Genomic DNA, 16634 nt, shown 5'->3' with positions numbered 1-16634 from the left:
CTTAGGTGGGGCGATGGCGACCTTCGTACTGATCCATGGCGGTGGCGGCAGCGCCTGGGACTTCCACCTCCTCGAGGCGGAACTGACCGGACGCGGCCACGACGTCGTCGCGGTGAACCTGCCGATCGAAGACGAGAACGCGGGCTTCCCCGAACACGTCGACGCCGTCGTGAACGCGATCGGCGACCGCGACGACCTGGTGGTGCTGGGCCATTCCTACGGCGGCTTCACCGCGCCGATCGTCGCCGGGAAGCTCTCGGCGCGGCTGCTCGTGATGCTGACCGCGATGATCCCGAAACCGGGCGAGTCACCGGGGGACTGGTGGGGCAACACGGGCTTCAAGTCCGACGAGAGCCTCAGCGAGGAAGAGCAGTTCTACAACGGCGTCCCCGCGGAAATCGTCGCGGAGGCCGGTTCGCACGCGCGGAACCAGGTCAGCGCCGAATGGGGCCAGCCGTGGCCGCTGGACAAGTGGCCGGACGTCCCGACGAAGGTGCTCATCGCGCGGCAAGACCAGTTCTTCCCGCCCGAGTTCCAGCGCCGGGTCGTCCAGGACAGGCTCGGAATCGCGCCCGACGAGATCGACGGTTCGCACTCCGTTCCCTTGAGCCACCCCAAACTTCTCGCGGACCGGCTCGAGTCCTACCTCACCAGCGGTCCAGCCGCATGACCTCTTCGAGCGGCTGACGCGCGGCGGGCTTGAAGGTGTCGCCGGTGTAGAACGCCGTCGGGATGAGCGCGGCCTGGTGCACGTTGTCCGGCAGGCCGAGGATCTCGGCGGCCTCCTTCTCGTACGCGAGGTGCAGCGTCGTCCACGCCGTGCCGAGCGTGACAGCCCGCGCCGCCAGCATGTAGCTCCACACGGCGGGCAGCAGGTTCCCCCACAGCCCGGCCTGGTTGCCGGCGGGCAGCTCGGCCTCCGTCGTCTCCAGGCACGGGACGACGTGCACCGGGACCTCGCCCATCTTGTCGGCCAGGTACTCGACACTGGAGCCGACGCGCTTCTGCACCTTCGAGCGCTGTGGGTCGTCCGCGAACAGTTTCCCCGCCGCCCGTGGGGAATCCAGGTACTCGCGGCACGCCCGCTGGTAGAGCTTCCCGAGTTCGGCCCGCTGGCCGGGGTCGGTGATCACGAGCCAGTGCCAGCGCTGCGTGTTGGACCCGCTCGGCGCCTGCAGCGCGACCTGCAGGGCGTGTTTCACCAGTTCGAGAGGTACCGGCCGGGTCAGGTCCAGGCGTTTGCGGACGGTTCGGGTGGTCGTCAGCAGCTCTTCGGGCGTCATCCGAGGATTATGTCGTTATGATCCGCTGGTGGGGAGGCCGCCGCGCGAACGAGGGATGGGCACTCTGCTGCGACATGTCCTCGAAACGACCGAAGCGGACGTCTCCGCGTTCTTCGAGGACATCGGGCTGGGGGACTACCGGCCGCGGTTCACCCCGTTCGTCCGCGCGATCGTCGCGCACGGGCCGCTGGCCATCCGCGAGCTCGCCGCCGAAGTCGGCGTGACGCATTCCGCGGCCAGCCAGACTATCGCGCAGATGGCGCGTCAGGACCTCGTCTCGCTCAGGCCGGGACGCGACGCGCGGCAAAGGATCGTGTCACTGACCGAGAAGACGCTCGGCCTGATGCCGACGCTCGAAGCCGAGTGGGCGGCGACCAGCGCCGCGGCCGAACAGCTGGAAGCCGAACTGCCGTACCCGCTCAGGGAGGTACTGGTCGCCGCCGTCGAGGCGTTGGAGCGCAAATCGCTCCGGGACCGGATCGCCGAAACGGACGCCGCGCTCAGGCTGACGCGTCGGCCCGCCGAAGGCTGAACACAGCCCAGACGTACTTACCGCCTTCGCACAGCTCGTGTCCCCAGTCGTCGGACAGAGCGTGCACGAGCTGCAGGCCGCGGCTGCGCGCCGCCATCGGCGACGGCTCCTTCAGCTTCGGCCGGTTCGAGCCGGAGTCGTAGACCCGCAAGGTGAGCCTGCCATCGGCGTACTCGACGTCGAGCCTGTCCGGCTTCTCACCGTGTTCGAAAGCGTTCGTGACCAGTTCCGAGGTGGCGAGCAGGACGTCGTCGACGTCGGGGCCGTCGAGGCCGAGGCTCGCCAGGGTCGCCCGAACCGCTTGCCGCGCGACCGCGGGAGCCGTCACATCCACCGGCAGGGGCAGGGAGACCACCGGTAACGTGCCCTCCGATCGCGTCTTGGACATCGTCATGGTTCCGCACCTCCCCTCACGCGAGAGACTCTCAGATCCGCTGTCCGTCTCCCAGATACCCACAAGGGTCAAGGTCGAATCAGGGTCCGTCGGTGAGTTCGGTCTCGGTCCATCCTTCCCGCAGTTTCTTGAGCGTGGAGGCCAGCAACCGCGACACCTGCATCTGCGAAACACCGACACGGCGCGCGATGTCCGACTGGCTCATCCCGGACCCGAACCGCAGCGCGACGATCTTGCGTTCGCGGTCGGGCAGTCGTTCCAGCATCGGCCGCAGCGCCTCGCGCAGCTCCGCCTGGCTCAGGTTGGCGTCCGCCTCGCCGAAGCGGGTGTGCGCCGAGTTCTCCAGGAGGTTGTCCAGCGAAGCCCCGTACCGGCCCTGGCCCGCGCGGAGGCCCTCGTAGACCTCGTCGATCGGGATGCCGAGATGGACGGCGATCTCACTGGGCTTCGGCGCGCGCGAGAGGCGGACCGTCAGCTCCTCGCGCACGGCCGAGATGTTCGCGTTCAGCTCCTTGAGCCGCCGCGGGACGCGGACCGACCAGCTGTTGTCGCGGAAGTGGTGCCGCAGCTCGCCGGAGATGGTCGGGACCGCGAACGCCAGGAAGTCGCTGCCCTGGCCGGGGTCGAACCGGTCGACGGCGTGGATCAGCCCGATCGTCGCGATCTGGACCAGGTCCTCCATCGACTCGTCCCGGTTACGGAACTTCCGCGCCAGGTTGCGCGCGAGTTCCAGATGCGCGCGCACCAGCTCGTCCCTCAGCCGCTCCCGTTCCGGGGCGTTCGGGGGCAACGCGTGCATGCGCTGGAACAGGGCCGGAACATCCGCGCCGTCTTGCTCGACGGGTTCCGTCACGGCCGGGCCGCCTCGCTCTCCCGGATGAGCTCCACCCTGGACAGGTAGCCGCCGTCGGCCGGGGTGACACTCCGCCGCGCCGACGTCGCCAGCGCGGTGAGCAGCTGCCAGGACAGGCCGGTCTCGTCGTCGGGTTCCGGAGAGTCCGAAAGCACCGAGACGGTCACCTCGATCCGTCCGTCCTTCCACGAGAAAACGCAGGTCAGGTGGCCGTCGGCGGCCGAGGGGAGCAGCATGGAGCAGGCCTCGTCCACCGCCATCCGGAGATCCTCGACCGCGTCCAGGTCGAAGTCCTGGCGCATCGCGATGTCCGCGACGATCGTCCGGAGAGTCGGTACCACGTGCGGTACCGCGGCCGTGCGTACCTCGATGAGTTGAGCGCCCTCCCCGCTGGGCGGGGTGTTGTCCACCACGTGTGTTCCTCTCTCGAGCTGCGCTGCCGAGTCGTCGATTGCCCGGAGTGTGAGCAAACCAAACCCAGGTTTGAGTCTCGCAGGCGGCGGGCATGTAACCGGGGACAAACGATCTCCTGGAAAGGCGGGGACCGACGTGGCTGACGTGAGCCGGCTGCCCAACGTGGTGGCGGAAGAGTGGGATTGGCAGCTCCGTGGGTCGTGCCGAGGCGCCGACAGCAGCTTGTTCTTCCACACGGACAACGAGCGCGGTTCGGCCCGCGAGCGGCGCGAGACGCGTGCCAAGGCGATCTGCCAGACCTGCCCCGTGCTGGCGCAGTGCCGCAAGCACGCCCTGGCGGTCCAGGAGCCGTACGGCATCTGGGGCGGGCTCGGCGAGATCGAGCGCCGTGAGCTGTTCCTCCGGGAACGCCGCGCCGGGCGCAAGGCGCTGACGGCGCATTGAGCGCGCCCCGGCCACCGGTCGGCGACGCGCGTGACGGCGATCGTGGCGCCCCGCCCGGACTGGGTTAGGGTTGAGACTGTCGTTGCGGGGACAGCCAAGCCAACCCGCCGAAGAAGAGCGTGCGTCCGTGTCCGGACTGGGCGCGGCCGTCGCTTGAGACCACAGGCGCGTTCCGGCGCTGAGCGTCGGTTCTCACCTGATGAGGAGAATGTGCATGCCCGCAGCGGACCAGAACACCACGCCGCCCGGTTTCAGCATCACGCTGGACGCCGACGCGTCTGTACCGCGCGTGGTGGTCACCGGTGAGCTCGACCTGCTGACGAGCCCGCAGCTCCAGGAGACCCTCGGGGCCCTGATCACGGACAAGCCGTCCGGCCGGGTCGTCGCCGACCTGACCGGCGTGACCTTCTTCGACTCCTCGGCGCTGAACGTCGTGCTCCAGGCGCAGCGCCAGGCCGCCGAAAAGGCGGTCGAGCTCGAACTGGTGCCCAGCCCGCAGGTGAGCCGAGTGATCGAGCTCACCGGCGTCGCCGAGCACCTCAGCGTGTCGGAAGAGCCCCCCGCCTGATCCCCCGCTACGGTCGTGGGCTCGTGATCCGCGACACCTGGGGGAAGCAGCACGATGATGGGGCGGACGCATGCCCTGACCGGCTGGTGCGCGGGTCTCGCGCTCGCGCCCGCCGTCGGAGCGGGCACGGTGCACCAGGCGGTCGTGTTCGCCGCGACCACGGCCGGCTTCGCCCTCCTGCCCGACCTCGACCATCCGGGCGCCCGCGCGTCGAGGCTGCTCGGATGGTTCACCGGCGCGATCTCCTGGCTGCTTCGCCGGGTTTCGGCGGCCCTCTACGCGCTGACCAAGGGGCCTCGCGACGAGAAGGTCACCGGTAAGCACCGGCACCTCTCGCACACCGTGCTGTTCGCCGTCGGCCTCGGCTTCCTGACCTCCTGGGGCACCACCGAGGGCGGCCCCTGGGCGGTGTTCGGCGTCGTCGTCCTCGGGCTGCTGCTCGCGGAAGGAGCGCTCGGCGACTGGCTCCTGCCGGTCAGCGGCGCGGCGGTCGGGTGGTGGGTGTGGACGGCCCCGCCGGACAAGGCGGCGCAGCTCGCGGAGATCTCCGGCTGGCTCGGCATCGCCGTCGCGGCCGGGTGTTTCGTGCACTGCCTCGGGGACGCGCTGACCGAGTCCGGCTGCCCGTTCCTGTTCCCGATCCCGATCGCGGGCGAGACCTGGTACGAGATCCGGCCGCCGAAGCCGCTGCGGTTCCGCACCGGCAAGAAGGTGGAGAACCGGCTGATCTTCCCGGTGTTCGCGGTCGCCGCGGTGCTGCTGATCCCGGGCGTCTGGGAGTACCTGTTCACTACGGTCCAGAGCCTGTTCACGCCGGAAGGCGCGCAGACCGCCGTCCAATGAGGAATGTCCTCACCGGGAGAGGCGTTGAATCGGAACGCCGGACCCGGTTGAGGAGGGGAACAGTGGACAAGCCCGTGCTGCGCGCCGACGCGCGACGCAACCGAGCGAAGGTGCTCGCGGCGGCCGAAGAGGCCTTCGCCGTCAACGGCCTCGCCGTCCCCCTCGACGAGATCGCCCGTATCGCCGGTGTCGGCGCGGGCACGGTCTACCGGCATTTCCCCAGTAAGGAGGCGCTGTTCCAGGCCGTCGTCCTGGACCGCGTCGAGCAGTTCGCCCAGGAGGCACGGGACCTGCTGACCGCCGAAGACCCCGGTGAGACGTTCTTCGACTTCTTCAGACGCGTCGTCCAGCAGGCCTCCCGCAACCGGGCGCTGTGCGACGCGCTCGCCGAGACGACCGGACTCGGCTTCAAAGCGAGCGCCGGCAACGACTTCCGGGCGGCGACGCAGGCGCTGCTGACCAGGGCGCAGGCCGCGGGCGCGGTACGCGAGGACATCGACGGCGACGATCTGCGCGCCCTGATCGCCGGGTGCCTCGCCGCCGAGCGGTATTCGCTCGAAGAACGTCATCTCACGCGGATCATTGTCGACGGTTTGCGCACGTTGCGTAACAAAACGTAAGATCAACGCGAGAAGTCCTCGTACCTGCGCTTCGCATGGCGAGGGGGTGCCGGATGTTCGGTCAGGGTCCCACCACCGGTTCCGTCACGGTCGCGGCCATCGCCGGTCTCGCGACCGGACTGCTCGTCGCCGCCCTCCTGGTGGCCGGTCGCGAGCCACCACCCCGCGTCCACGAAGTCGGCACGACCCCGTCCCCGACGACGACCTCCCGATCGGTCGGGCCGGTCACGGTGACCGTGCCGGGAAGCGTCCCGGAACCCCTCGTCGTCACGCGCACCAGCACGCCCGCGCCGCGCACGGTGACCCGGACCGTGACGCCGTCCACCACGTCGACGGAACTCCCGCCCACCGCGACCTCGGGATTCCGGAACGACTGAGGCAACCGGAACGGCCCCTCGCGGCGTCTGCCCGGTATGCGGCGGCTCCCCGTTTTCGTGCTCCTGCTCGCGACCCTGACCGCCTGCGGGCAGTCCGGCGACAAGGCCTGTCCGGCCATCGCCCTGGAAGAAGGGATCTCCTTCGACGTCGCGCCGGAAGTGGCCGCCGGCCTGGGCCGCGTGTCGATCGAGTTGTGCTGGGCCGGTGACTGCGTGACCAAGGCCGAGCCCGCCGGCGAGCACGTCTTCATCCCGATCCGGGGTCTGCCGACCACGCCGGTCAAGACCACGGTGACCCTCGGCGACCGGAAGTCCCACTCCCTCGTCGTGACACCGGCGATCGCCTACCCGGCCGGTGAGGCCTGCGGTGGCGGTGTGCCGGTCGCGAAACTGGTCGTCACGCCCGGCGGCGAAATACGGCAGGAACCGTGAAGGCCGCCACCCCCGGTGCGCGGCCTTCACGGTTTCCCCTGTGGCTAGCCGACGTCCCGACGCCGCCAGCCCATGAGCCCGGCCACGAGCGCGACCACGGCGACCCCGGTCAACCAGACCAGCGGTGTCGCGGTGAACTCCGCGGCGGGCAGTTTCGGAACGTGCGAGAACGGCGAGGCGTCCAGCAGCACCTGCGGCAGGTTCAGCACCGCGCCGAACAGGCTGAGCAGCAACGCCAGCCCGGCGATCGCCCACGCCGCCGTCGAGAACTTCGGCGCCAGGCCGAAGACCGTCACGGCGAGGCCGGTGATCACCCAGATCGCCGGAAGCTGGGCCAGCGAAGCGAGCACCATGTCCCCGGTCGCGTCGCCGACGGTGCCCGACCGCATCCCGTTCGACAGTCCTAAGAGGACACCGCTGACGACCATCATCAGGGCCGTGCCGCCGAACGCGAACACGAGGTGGCTCCCCAGCAACCGCAGCCTGCCGACGCCCGTCGCGAGCAGCGGCTCGACGCGGATCGCGGTCTCCTCGGCGCGGATCCGCAGCGCGGCCTGCACCCCGTAGAGCGCGATGACCATGGCGAACAGCCCGGTCATCGCCGCCATGAAGGCGTCGATCAGCCCGTCCGTGCCGCCGAGGCGCTGGAAGATCTCCTTCGCCTGCTCGCTCTGCCCGACGACGTCGCCGATCCCGCTCGCGACCGAGCCGAACACCGCGGCGCAGACCGCCGTGCCGATCACCCAGCCGATCAACGGACCCCGGTGCAGCCGCCACGCCAGCGCGAACGGGCTGCGCAGCGACGTCGCCGCTTCGGCGGGCCCGGGACGCGGCGGGATGATGCCGGTGCCGACGTCGCGTCGCGGGAGCAGCGCGTAACCGGCGGCGCCGACGACCACGGTCGCGGCCAGCGGCAGCAGTAACACCCACCAGCGCTCTTCGGCGAACGACCGGATCTGCTGCGCCCAGCCGATCGGGGACAGCCACGAAACCCAGGTCGCGTCCGAGGTCGAGTCGCCGACCGCGCGCAGCAGGAACGCGACACCGACGGCGGTGGCGCCGATCCCGTTGGCCGTCCTCGCGTACTCGGCCACCTGCACGGCGACCGCCGTGACCGCGGTGAAGACCAGCCCGGTCGCCGCGGTGGCGGCGCCGAGCGCCCAGGCGCCGTCGGCGGGCAGCTTCGCGCCGATCATCAACCCGGTCTCGACGAGTCCGATGAGGACACTCGCCCCGGCGGACACCAGCACGCCCGAGGTCAGCAGGGCGTACCGGCCGACCACCGCGGAGGCCAGCAGTTCCGCGCGGCCGGTGTCCTCCTCGGCGCGGGTGTGCCGGGTGACGGTGAAGACCGCCATCAGCCCGATGATCAGGGCGAGGAACCCGCCGAGCCGCCACGCGGTGAACCCGCCCGCGGTCGAGAGGTCGAAGGCCGGGCCGTAGATCAGCGAAAGCGACGGGTTCGCGCCCATGCTCGCGGTGAGCCCGGCCCGTTCGGCGGCCGTCGGGTACAGGGTTTCGAACGTCCCCGAGGACGTCGACGGCATGATCCCGAGCAGCACGATCCAGATCGGCAGGACGATCCGGTCGCGCCGCAGCGCCAGCCTGGTCAGCTGCCAGGTGCCGACCAGTCCGTGTCCCGGACCGGCGACGGCCGCCGGGCGGTCCAGTGTCGCGGTCATTTCGCGCTCGCCTCGGTGGTGTAGTGGCGGAGGAACAGTTCCTCGAGCGTCGGCGGCTGGCTGGTCAGGCTGCGGACGCCGACCTCGGTGAGCTGACGCAGCGCCTCGTCGAGCGAGCGGGTCTCGACGTCGAACCGGACCCGGTTGCCCTCGACCTTCAGGTCGTGGATGTTCGCCAGTCCGGTCAGCCCGTTCGGCGGTCCGGCGAGTTCGGCGGAGATCGACGTCCTGGTCAGGTGCCGGAGTTCGGCCAGTGTGCCGGTCTCGACGGTGCACCCGTTGCGGATGATGCTGACCTTGTCGCAGAGCGCCTCGACCTCGGCCAGGATGTGGCTCGACAGCAGCACCGTGCGGCCCTGCTCGCGCTCCTCCTGGATCGCGTACTGGAAGGTGGCCTCCATCAGCGGGTCGAGCCCGGAGGTCGGCTCGTCGAGGATCAGCAGGTCCACGTGCGAGGCCAGCGCGGCCACGATCGCGACCTTCTGCCGGTTGCCCTTGGAGTAGGTGCGCCCCTTCTTCTTGGGGTCGAGGTCGAAACGTTCGATGAGGTCCTTGCGGCGGCGCTGGTCGAGGCCGCCCCTCAGCCGTCCCAGCAGGTCGATCACCTCGCCGCCGGAGAGGTTGGGCCAGAGGTTCACGTCGCCGGGGACGTAGGCGAGGCGCCGGTGCAGGCTCGCCGCGTCCTTCCAGGGGTCGCCGCCGAGCAGGCGAACGTCGCCCGAGTCTGCGTGGAGCAGGCCGAGCAGGACCCGGACGGTGGTCGACTTCCCCGCGCCGTTCGGGCCGAGGAAGCCGTGCACCTCCCCAGCGGGTACCTGCAGGTCAAGGCCGTCCAAAGCCTTGGTCCGGCCGAAGGATTTGTGGAGGCCGGAGATGGAGATGGCGTTTTCCATGAAACTGAATGTACAGTGATTTCACGAAGTTGTGAAGTTAAGAAAACGTATGGATGGTGTGATCACTCTGGGGGAGGTAAGAGAGGATGAGCTCATGACGACGACGCCTGAGAGTGCTTCGAGCACCGAGAGAGACGAGGACGCCGTCCGCCGTTACGTGGAGCACCTGGGCATCACGCTCTCCCAGATCGGGATGCAGCGGATGCCGGCCAGGGTGTTCGCCGCGCTGATGACCACCGACGCCGGTCGGCTCACCGCGGCCGAACTGGCCGACCAGCTCTCGGTGAGTCCCGCCGCGATCTCGGGGGCCGTGCGCTGGCTGGAGCAGATCGGACTGGTCGCCAAGGAGCGCGAGCCGGGCTCGCGCCGCGACCACTACCGCCTCTTCGACGACCTCTGGTACGCCACCTTCATGAAACGCGACCGCATGATCTCCTTGTGGCGCGACGCCGCCGACGAGGGCGTTTCGGCCCTCGGCGCGGACACGCCGGCGGGTGAGCGGGTCGCCGAGATGCGGGACTTCCTGAGCTTCATGATCGACGAACTCAACGACATGTACGCGAAGTGGCACGAGATGCGGGACGCGAAGGGCAAGTAGTCAGAGGGCGGGTTTCGTATGGGGCGGGTTGGTCGTGAGTGGTAAGTGACGTTCTAACGTCACTTACCACTCACGACCAACCCGAGCACAAGCGTTGCCGCGAGCCGCTCCGCCCACTCGTCAAGTTCCGCTTCCGACGGCTCCCGATCCTCGAACGAAGCCAGGAACGCGTACTGGAAACAGGCCCCGAGCAGCAGGGACGCCGACGCCTCCAGATCCGCGTCCTCGCGAATCCGGCCCAGCCGGAGCTCCTCGCCCAGGTACTCGGTGACGCGCGTGAGCGGGACGTCCGGCCCGCGCCGCCTGCTCATGACCTGCTCCCGATGGGTCGCGAGCAGCTCCCGCGACGAGAACAGCGACACCGCGATCGGGAAGCTCTCCAGGTAGAACGACAGCGTGATCCGCGCCAGCCGGGCGAGGTTCGCGGCGAGCGGCGTGTCCGCCGCCGTCGCCATCAGGTCGTCCAGGGTGGTCCCGAGCGCGGGCAGCCGTTCGGTCAGCACGCTCGTGAAGATCTCGGTCTTGTCCTTGAAGTGCTTGTACAGCAACGCCTCGGAATAGCCCGCCGCCCGCGCGATGGCCTTCGTCGTGGCGTGCGCGTAGCCCTGCTCGCGCATCACCTTCGCCGCCGCGGCGACGATCTCCTCGCGGCTTCCCATGTTCGCTCCTGAGGGCTTCTCAGCGTTCGCTCGACAAGTGGTGGGTGAACACTCACCATAGTGGGTGAGTGTTCACTAACCCAGAAAGGCGTGACCATGAAACTCACCGTTTTCGGTGCCACGGGCGGGGTCGGTTCCGAGGTCGTCAAGCAGGCGCTGGCCGCGGGACACCACGTCACGGCGGTCGTCCGCGACCCGTCCCGGCTGACCGCCGAGGGCGACCGGCTGGACGTCGTCGTCGCCGGTCTGTCCGAACACGGCGCCCTGACCGAAGCCGTTTCGGGGCGCGACGTGGTGATCTCGGCCCTCGGCACCCGTGACCGGAATCCGACGACAGTCGTCACCGACGGTGCGCACGCCGCCGTCGCCGCCCTCGGTTCGGCGGGTGTCGGGCGGTTGCTCCTGGTGAGCGCCAGCGGCCCGTTCGTCGACGGCGACGCCTTCTTCACCAGGAACGTCGTCAAGCCGATCCTGGGCAGGGTCCTCCGGCACGGCTTCGCGGACATGATCGCCGCCGAGCGGATCGTGCGCGCGAGCGACCTCGACTGGACGATCGTGCGCCCGCCCCGCCTGCTGAACGGGTCGCACACCGGCGTCATCACCGCCCGCACCGACGGCAACGTCCGCGGGAGCTACAGCATCAACCGCGCCGATGTCGCCGATTACCTGCTTCGCGCGGCGGCGGACGACTCGCTCATCCACCAAACCGTCTCGATCGCCCGCGGCTGACTTCCCGCGTTCAGTCCTCTGGTTGAGGTTGTTGCGTGCGCAACGATCGCGTTCAGAGGACGAAACGCGGAAGTAGAGTCGCGGGGTGATCAGCCGTGCGGTGATGCTCGCCCCGATCCTGCTCGCGCAGGCCGTCCGAGTGCGTCGTACGACGCCCAGGCTGCCCGCCGCGGCAGGGCCGGTCAGCGGTCTCGTCGCGGGCGAAGGCCGCCCGGTGCGGCTCGCGGTGCTCGGGGAGTCCACTGTGGACGGCGTCGGCGCGGCGACGCACGCCGAGGCGCTGACCGGACGGCTCGCGGACGAACTCGCGCGGGACGGCGGCGCGGTCGCCTGGCAGGCCCTCGGCAAGACCGGCGCCAACGCCAGGGTCGTGCGCGAAGAGCTGCTCCCGCTGCTCGAACCGGCCGACCTCGTGGTGATCGCGCTGGGCGTCAACGACACGATCGAGTTGCATTCGGCCACGCGCTACCGGCGTGACCTGCTTGATCTGATCGTCTCCCTGCGACGCCGCATCGGGCGGATCCCGGTGGTGCTGGCGGGCGTACCGCCGATGGGCCGTTTCCCCGCGCTGCCGCGCCCGCTCAGGGACGTCCTCGGCGCGCGATCGGCCGCCCTCGACGCCTCGGCCGCCCGGCTGTCGTCACTGCCCGGAGTCGTCCACGTACCGATGCCCGCCGCGATGCTGGACCCCGCGACCTTCGCCGAAGACCGTTTCCACCCCGGTCCCGAGGGCTATCGGCGCTGGGCCGAACAACTCGCGGACGTGAGCCGTCAACTACTCAGCGACACCAATCGGTGGCAAAAGCGCTGATCAGGTCACTCGTCCGCCACAGATTAAGAAATTTCCGCGAAAAACCTGGCTCTGCGTGTATCTGGTGGCAGCCTCGTTGCGTCCTATGGAGCAGTCGAGGAAATGAGGGAACCCGATGACGACCGAGACCAACACCGCACCCGTCGAGGACGACAACGAGGCCAAGGCCACCACAGACCTCGAAGAGACGACCGCCGAGACCAAGAAGCAGATCCCGCTGACGGTTCCCGTCACGGGCCGTCCCGGCGGCCCGGGTACCGGCGCCGACGGGAACTACGACCCGCACGGCACCAATCCGAACGTGAACTGAACCGACACGGACAGGTGATGTCCGGAGGCCGAGGGGGCCTCCGGGCATCACCTCCGGGTGCTCCTTCGGGGGAGGGGGACACCTGGACGCGGGCCCGTTGGGGAGCGGGCCCGGGGGGAGGGAAAAAGGACCGGCCGGTGCGCAGTCCACACCTACTCGCGCCGGCCGGTGCCTTTGTCCTCTTCCCACACCGTGAGGGATTACCGAAACTCGACGAAAAAGTTAGTGACTTGATGTATCCCAGAGCCTCTTGCACGCTCCTTCTCCCCGAAGGGCCCGCGATACTGCCAGCGCCGACACGAAGACACGTCCGAAGTGGGGCAGATACGGTGACCGACGTGCAAACGACCGAGGTAGACCCGCCATGGGAAGGACTGACCGGTGCCGACCTGCATGCCGCCTGCATGCGCGCGGCGCGGGCCGGTGACCGCCAGGCGATGGACAGACTTGTGCACGAGCTGACCCCGCTCGTGTGGCATGTCGCGCGCGCGAACGGGCTCGATCGCCTGACCGCCGAGGACGTGGTCCAGACGGTATGGCTCGCCCTGTTCAGCCAGCTGGAGAAACTCCGTGATCCCAAGGCGCTCGCCGCCTGGTTGATCACGACCACCAGACGTGAAGCCCAACATCCTTTCGGCCGCCGCGCCCAGCCCGTCCCGCTGACCGACGAGCTGGCCGAAAGCATGGAGAGCACCCATCCGGCCCCCGAAGAGGAAGCCGTCCGCGCCGACCGGGACCGCCGGGTCTGGCGCGCCTTCCTGCGCCTGCCGCACCGTTGTCAGCAGCTCCTTCGGCTGACCGTGCTCGCCGGGCGGGCCGAATACCAGCTGGTCGCCGAAGCACTCCGCATGCCGCGCGGCAGTGTCGGCCCGACCAGGGGCCGTTGCCTCGAATCGATGCGCGACCTACTGGCCCACGAAGGGGGAAGCCGATGAACGACCTCGGGACGCCGGGGGAGATGACCTCCCCGGGCGATGAGGCCTTGCTCGCCGATATCGGGCGCTTCATGGACGAATTGGACCCGCCACCGGGAGATCTGGTGCAGCGGGTTCAGTTCGCGCTCGCGCTCGAAAACCTCGACGTCGAAGTCGCGCGCTGGGAACGGATGGACGCCACGGCCGGCGTCCGCGGCAGCGACACCGGCACGATCACCTTCACCGTCAGCGATCTGACCGTGATGATCAACCTCACCAAGATCGGCAAGAAGCACCGGATCGACGGCTGGCTCGTGCCCGCCGGCGAGTACGGGGTGGAGGTCCGCGTCGCCGAACACGGCACGACTTCCACCACCGCCGACGAGGGAGGCCGGTTCGTGCTGGACAACGTCCCCCAGGGCACCACCCAGATCGTGATCCACCTCGGTGACGTGACCTGTCGTCGTACCGTCGTGACCCCGACAGTGGTGCTCTAACCGGACGGCTGTTCCGTTATGAGGCGTGGGTATGCTCCCATAGTGCGTGTGCCCGCGCCGCCTCCTCCTGTCGTCGATTCCGTCGCCGACGCGGCAGTCGACCTGCACCGCCGGGCGAGGGCTTCGGCCTCCGATCACGGTCCCGGTGCGGCGATCCGGTTGTTGCAGCGGGGCTTATCGCTCTTGGGGCCACTCGAGGCCGGTCGGCCGGGGCGGTTGGAGATCCGGGTCCGGATCCTGATCAGCCTGGCCGCCGCGGAAGCCGAGATCACGTCCGAAGAGGACGGATTCGCCACGCTGGACGAGGCGGAACGTGTCCGCCTCCTCCTGCCGGAAGGCGATATCCGCCGCGAGCTGAGCTACACGGTCGTGTTGCAGCGCGCCGTCGTGCTGATGCGCGCGGGACGGCTGGCGGAGTCGCTCGCGCTCAACAGCGCGGCTCTGCCGGGACTGGCGGCCGAAGCGGGCAAGTACAGCCTCGTGTTGACCAGGTCTTTGGTCAACCGGGCCTGGCTGCACCTGGAGATGAGCAATCCGGACGCCGCCTACAAGGACCTGATCGACGCGCTCGACCTCGCCGTCGAGCACGGGCATCGCCTGCTGGAAGGAAAGATCCGGCACAACCTCGGGGATCACGCCCAGTTGCTCGGCGACATCCCCGAGGCGCTGCGGCACTACGAGCAAGCGGCGAAGATCTTCGTCACCGATGGGCCGGGCTCGCTGCCGACGGTCCGGCTCGACCAGGCGAAAGCACTGCTCACCGCGGGACTCGCCGAAGAGGCGGCCCGTCACCTCGACGACGCCCTGCCGGAACTGCGGCACAACGGTTCGGTGCAGCACGAGGCGGAGGCGCAGGTCGCCAGGGCCGGCGCCGCCATCCTGGAGCGCGACTACGCGCTGGCGAAGAAGCTCGCGGCGTCCGCGCGGCGGAGTTTCCTGCGGCGCGGCAAGGGACGCTGGGCGGAGGTCGCCGCGTTGACGAGGCTGCGCGCCGACGCGGTGAAGGTCTTGGCGGACCGGGAGAAGAAGCCGTCCGTGAAACTGCCGGACCAACTGGCCGACCTCGCCATCCGGCTGGCCGAACTCGGCCTGCGCGACGAGGCGGGCGCGGCCAGGATGTTCGCGGTGCGGCTGCTGCTCCGTCGCGATGAGACGGTCGCCGCGCAGGAACTCCTCGCCCTGGTACCGAAACCGCGGCAGACCACGCCGATCGACCACCGGATGCTGCTGCGGTTGTGCCGGGCCGAACTCGCGGTGGCGTCCCACCGGCCGCGTTCGGCGCTCGCCCAGGCGCGGGCCGGGCTGGCGGAACTCGGGCAGATCCGCGACCGCATGGGCGGGCTCGACCTCGTCTGCGGGACGGCGGCACATGGCGAGGAGCTGGGCAAACTCGCGCTGAGGCTGGTGCACAAGAAGGCGCGGCGAAGCGGCGCCGGGGCGAAGAGCCTGTTCGCGTGGCTGGAACGCACGCGCGCGCAGGTGTACCGCTACGAGCCGCTCCCGGTCATCGAAGATCCCGCGCTCGCCCGGCACATCAACGAAATGCGGCACGTGCAGGGGACGATCCAGGCGCGGCGGCTGTCCGGCGAACCGGTCGGGAAACTCGAGGAACGCTACGACCGGCTTCAGCAGGAGGCGACCCGGCTCGGGTGGTACACCAGCCAATGGGGTCGTCCGCGGCCCGTCTCGGCACCCGAAGAGGTCGTCGAGCGGCTCGGGGATCGCGTGCTGGTCAGCCTGATGGGGTATCGCGACATCCTGTACGCGGTGGTCGTCGACCGTGGCCGGTTCCGGCTCGTGAAACTGGGGCCGCTCTCGGAGATCGTCGAGACCGCGCGGCAGCTGCACGCGGACCTCGACGCGCTGGCGCCGGACAACCTGCCCGCGCCGCTGGTCGAGGTCGTCACCGGTTCCGCACGGCGCCGGGCGGACAAGCTGGACAAGCTGATCTCCGCGTCGCTGGCGAAGACGCTGGAGAACCGCGAGCTGATCATCGTGCCGATCGGTTCGCTGTACGCGTTGCCGTGGGGCGCGTTGCCCTCGCTGCACGGGCATCCGGTGTCGATCGCGCCGTCGGCGACCGCCTGGGTGACCGCGTCCGAGCGGCGGAGCTCCGGCCCGGTCCTGCTCGCCGGCGGTCCCGGTGTGCCGGGTTCGGTCGGTGAGGTGCGGAACCTGCGAACCGTGTACCCGCAGGCCAGGCTCGTCGACGGGAAGGACGCGACCAGCGACGCCGTACTGTCCGCTTTGGACGGTTCCGGGATGGCGCACCTGGTCGCGCACGGCGCGCACGAACCGGCGAACGCGCTGTTCTCGCGGCTGCAACTCGTCGACGGCCCGCTGTACGCGCACGAAACCGCCCGGCTCGCGAAGCCGCCGGAACGGGTGGTGCTGGCCGCGTGCGAACTCGCGATGAGTCACATCCGGCCGGGTGAGGAGGCGCTCGGGTTCGCCGGGACGCTGCTCGCCAGCGGCTCGCGGACGGTCATCGGCGCGATCGCGCGGGTCGGGGACAAGGCCGCCGCCGACGCGATGGCCGACCTGCACCGGCGGCTGGCTTCGGGGACCGCGCCCGCCCTGGCGCTCGCCGAGGCGACCGCCGCCGATCCGCTGCGGCGCCCCTTCCTGTGCCTGGGTGCGGGCTGAAGGGGACTTTCGCCACGTGGGGCGGGCGAGCGTGTCCCGAGCGCCACGCTGGGGACACTCACCGTCTCGAACGTGGCGCTCGGGACATACTGCCCTGATGTTCGGTACGGCACCTCCAGACAGGCGGTACCGGAG

At 69.7% G+C, this 16634-nt stretch carries 22 protein-coding genes; 15 read left to right on the top strand and 7 right to left on the bottom strand.

The features are described from left to right. Positions 1-13: 13 nt before the first annotated feature. The gene (locus tag B0293_RS08730) at positions 14-670 is read left to right on the top strand and encodes an alpha/beta fold hydrolase (RefSeq protein WP_005149752.1); all 657 of its coding nucleotides are present in this window, start codon (positions 14-16) and stop codon (positions 668-670) included. Here B0293_RS08730 and B0293_RS08725 read toward each other — a convergent pair. Next, positions 648-1283, bottom strand: a complete 636-nt coding sequence (locus B0293_RS08725; protein ID WP_005149753.1) for a nitroreductase family protein — start codon at positions 1281-1283, stop codon at positions 648-650. The genes B0293_RS08730 and B0293_RS08725 overlap by 23 nt on opposite strands. Before the next feature lie 55 nt (positions 1284-1338). On the opposite strand from B0293_RS08725, the gene B0293_RS08720 reads away from it, so the two are divergent. After that, on the top strand, positions 1339-1815 hold the full coding sequence (locus tag B0293_RS08720; protein WP_005149754.1) for a MarR family transcriptional regulator: 477 nt from the start codon (positions 1339-1341) through the stop codon (positions 1813-1815). Here B0293_RS08720 and B0293_RS08715 read toward each other — a convergent pair. The 3 genes from B0293_RS08715 to B0293_RS08705 all read right to left on the bottom strand — a co-directional run bounded on the left by B0293_RS08715 (position 1784) and on the right by B0293_RS08705 (position 3475). Then, on the bottom strand, positions 1784-2209 hold the full coding sequence (locus B0293_RS08715) for an ATP-binding protein (protein WP_005149756.1): 426 nt from the start codon (positions 2207-2209) through the stop codon (positions 1784-1786). The genes B0293_RS08720 and B0293_RS08715 overlap by 32 nt on opposite strands. Positions 2210-2288: 79 nt before the next feature. Continuing rightward, complete coding sequence (locus tag B0293_RS08710) at positions 2289-3062, bottom strand: SigB/SigF/SigG family RNA polymerase sigma factor (protein WP_005149757.1); 774 nt, start codon at positions 3060-3062, stop codon at positions 2289-2291. Beyond that, positions 3059-3475: an ATP-binding protein gene (locus tag B0293_RS08705; protein ID WP_005149761.1), complete on the bottom strand. Its 417-nt coding sequence runs from the start codon at positions 3473-3475 to the stop codon at positions 3059-3061. Before B0293_RS08705 ends, B0293_RS08710 begins: the two co-directional genes overlap by 4 nt. Before the next feature lie 136 nt (positions 3476-3611). Between B0293_RS08705 and B0293_RS08700 the strand changes: the two genes are divergently transcribed. The 6 genes from B0293_RS08700 (at position 3612) to B0293_RS08675 (ending at position 6760) form a co-directional block, all read left to right on the top strand. Then, a complete protein-coding gene (locus tag B0293_RS08700; RefSeq protein WP_029715500.1) occupies positions 3612-3920 on the top strand; it encodes a WhiB family transcriptional regulator in 309 nt (102 codons plus the stop codon). Between the two features lie 214 nt (positions 3921-4134). Next, positions 4135-4488, top strand: coding sequence for an STAS domain-containing protein (locus tag B0293_RS08695; RefSeq protein ID WP_005149764.1), 354 nt, complete (start codon positions 4135-4137; stop codon positions 4486-4488). A 57-nt stretch (positions 4489-4545) separates the two neighbouring features. Further along, positions 4546-5331, top strand: a complete 786-nt coding sequence (locus tag B0293_RS08690) for a metal-dependent hydrolase (RefSeq protein ID WP_039914995.1) — start codon at positions 4546-4548, stop codon at positions 5329-5331. Between the two features lie 62 nt (positions 5332-5393). Next, positions 5394-5951 (top strand): TetR/AcrR family transcriptional regulator, encoded by a 558-nt coding sequence (locus tag B0293_RS08685; RefSeq protein WP_005149766.1) that lies wholly within the window; start codon positions 5394-5396, stop codon positions 5949-5951. Positions 5952-6004: 53 nt separating this feature from the next. Further along, positions 6005-6328 (top strand): hypothetical protein, encoded by a 324-nt coding sequence (locus B0293_RS08680; protein ID WP_005149767.1) that lies wholly within the window; start codon positions 6005-6007, stop codon positions 6326-6328. Between the two features lie 36 nt (positions 6329-6364). After that, entirely contained in the window at positions 6365-6760 is a 396-nt protein-coding gene (locus B0293_RS08675; protein WP_005149770.1) for a hypothetical protein, read from the top strand. 44 nt (positions 6761-6804) lie between these two features. Here the strand turns inward: B0293_RS08675 and B0293_RS08670 are convergent, their stop codons facing one another. Together B0293_RS08670 and B0293_RS08665 are read right to left on the bottom strand one after the other, a co-directional pair. Further along, on the bottom strand, positions 6805-8442 hold the full coding sequence (locus B0293_RS08670; RefSeq protein WP_005149772.1) for an ABC transporter permease: 1638 nt from the start codon (positions 8440-8442) through the stop codon (positions 6805-6807). Then, positions 8439-9335, bottom strand: coding sequence for an ABC transporter ATP-binding protein (locus B0293_RS08665; RefSeq protein ID WP_005149775.1), 897 nt, complete (start codon positions 9333-9335; stop codon positions 8439-8441). The genes B0293_RS08670 and B0293_RS08665 overlap by 4 nt, the downstream gene beginning before the upstream one ends. Before the next feature lie 94 nt (positions 9336-9429). Between B0293_RS08665 and B0293_RS08660 the strand changes: the two genes are divergently transcribed. Continuing rightward, a complete protein-coding gene (locus B0293_RS08660; RefSeq protein WP_005149777.1) occupies positions 9430-9933 on the top strand; it encodes a GbsR/MarR family transcriptional regulator in 504 nt (167 codons plus the stop codon). Between the two features lie 59 nt (positions 9934-9992). Here the strand turns inward: B0293_RS08660 and B0293_RS08655 are convergent, their stop codons facing one another. Beyond that, complete coding sequence (locus B0293_RS08655; protein WP_005149779.1) at positions 9993-10592, bottom strand: TetR/AcrR family transcriptional regulator; 600 nt, start codon at positions 10590-10592, stop codon at positions 9993-9995. A gap of 96 nt (positions 10593-10688) precedes the next feature. Here B0293_RS08655 and B0293_RS08650 point away from each other — a divergent pair, with 96 nt between their 5' ends. The 6 genes from B0293_RS08650 to B0293_RS08625 all read left to right on the top strand — a co-directional run bounded on the left by B0293_RS08650 (position 10689) and on the right by B0293_RS08625 (position 16499). Next, positions 10689-11321, top strand: a complete 633-nt coding sequence (locus tag B0293_RS08650; protein ID WP_005149782.1) for an NAD(P)-dependent oxidoreductase — start codon at positions 10689-10691, stop codon at positions 11319-11321. Positions 11322-11406: 85 nt separating this feature from the next. Next, positions 11407-12132 (top strand): SGNH/GDSL hydrolase family protein, encoded by a 726-nt coding sequence (locus B0293_RS08645; RefSeq protein WP_005149784.1) that lies wholly within the window; start codon positions 11407-11409, stop codon positions 12130-12132. 115 nt (positions 12133-12247) lie between these two features. Beyond that, positions 12248-12442: a hypothetical protein gene (locus tag B0293_RS08640; RefSeq protein WP_005149785.1), complete on the top strand. Its 195-nt coding sequence runs from the start codon at positions 12248-12250 to the stop codon at positions 12440-12442. 329 nt (positions 12443-12771) lie between these two features. After that, positions 12772-13377 (top strand): RNA polymerase sigma factor, encoded by a 606-nt coding sequence (locus B0293_RS08635; protein ID WP_007030724.1) that lies wholly within the window; start codon positions 12772-12774, stop codon positions 13375-13377. Further along, entirely contained in the window at positions 13374-13853 is a 480-nt protein-coding gene (locus B0293_RS08630) for a hypothetical protein (RefSeq protein ID WP_005149787.1), read from the top strand. The genes B0293_RS08635 and B0293_RS08630 overlap by 4 nt, the downstream gene beginning before the upstream one ends. 42 nt (positions 13854-13895) lie before the next feature. After that, complete coding sequence (locus B0293_RS08625) at positions 13896-16499, top strand: CHAT domain-containing protein (protein WP_077241275.1); 2604 nt, start codon at positions 13896-13898, stop codon at positions 16497-16499. Positions 16500-16634: the final 135 nt, after the last annotated feature.

Origin of the sequence: Amycolatopsis azurea DSM 43854 (genome assembly GCF_001995215.1) — a bacterium.
GTDB lineage: Bacteria > Actinomycetota > Actinomycetes > Mycobacteriales > Pseudonocardiaceae > Amycolatopsis > Amycolatopsis azurea.
Note: the sequence above shows the minus strand (reverse complement) of the source record. Positions and strands in the feature narration are given on the sequence as shown.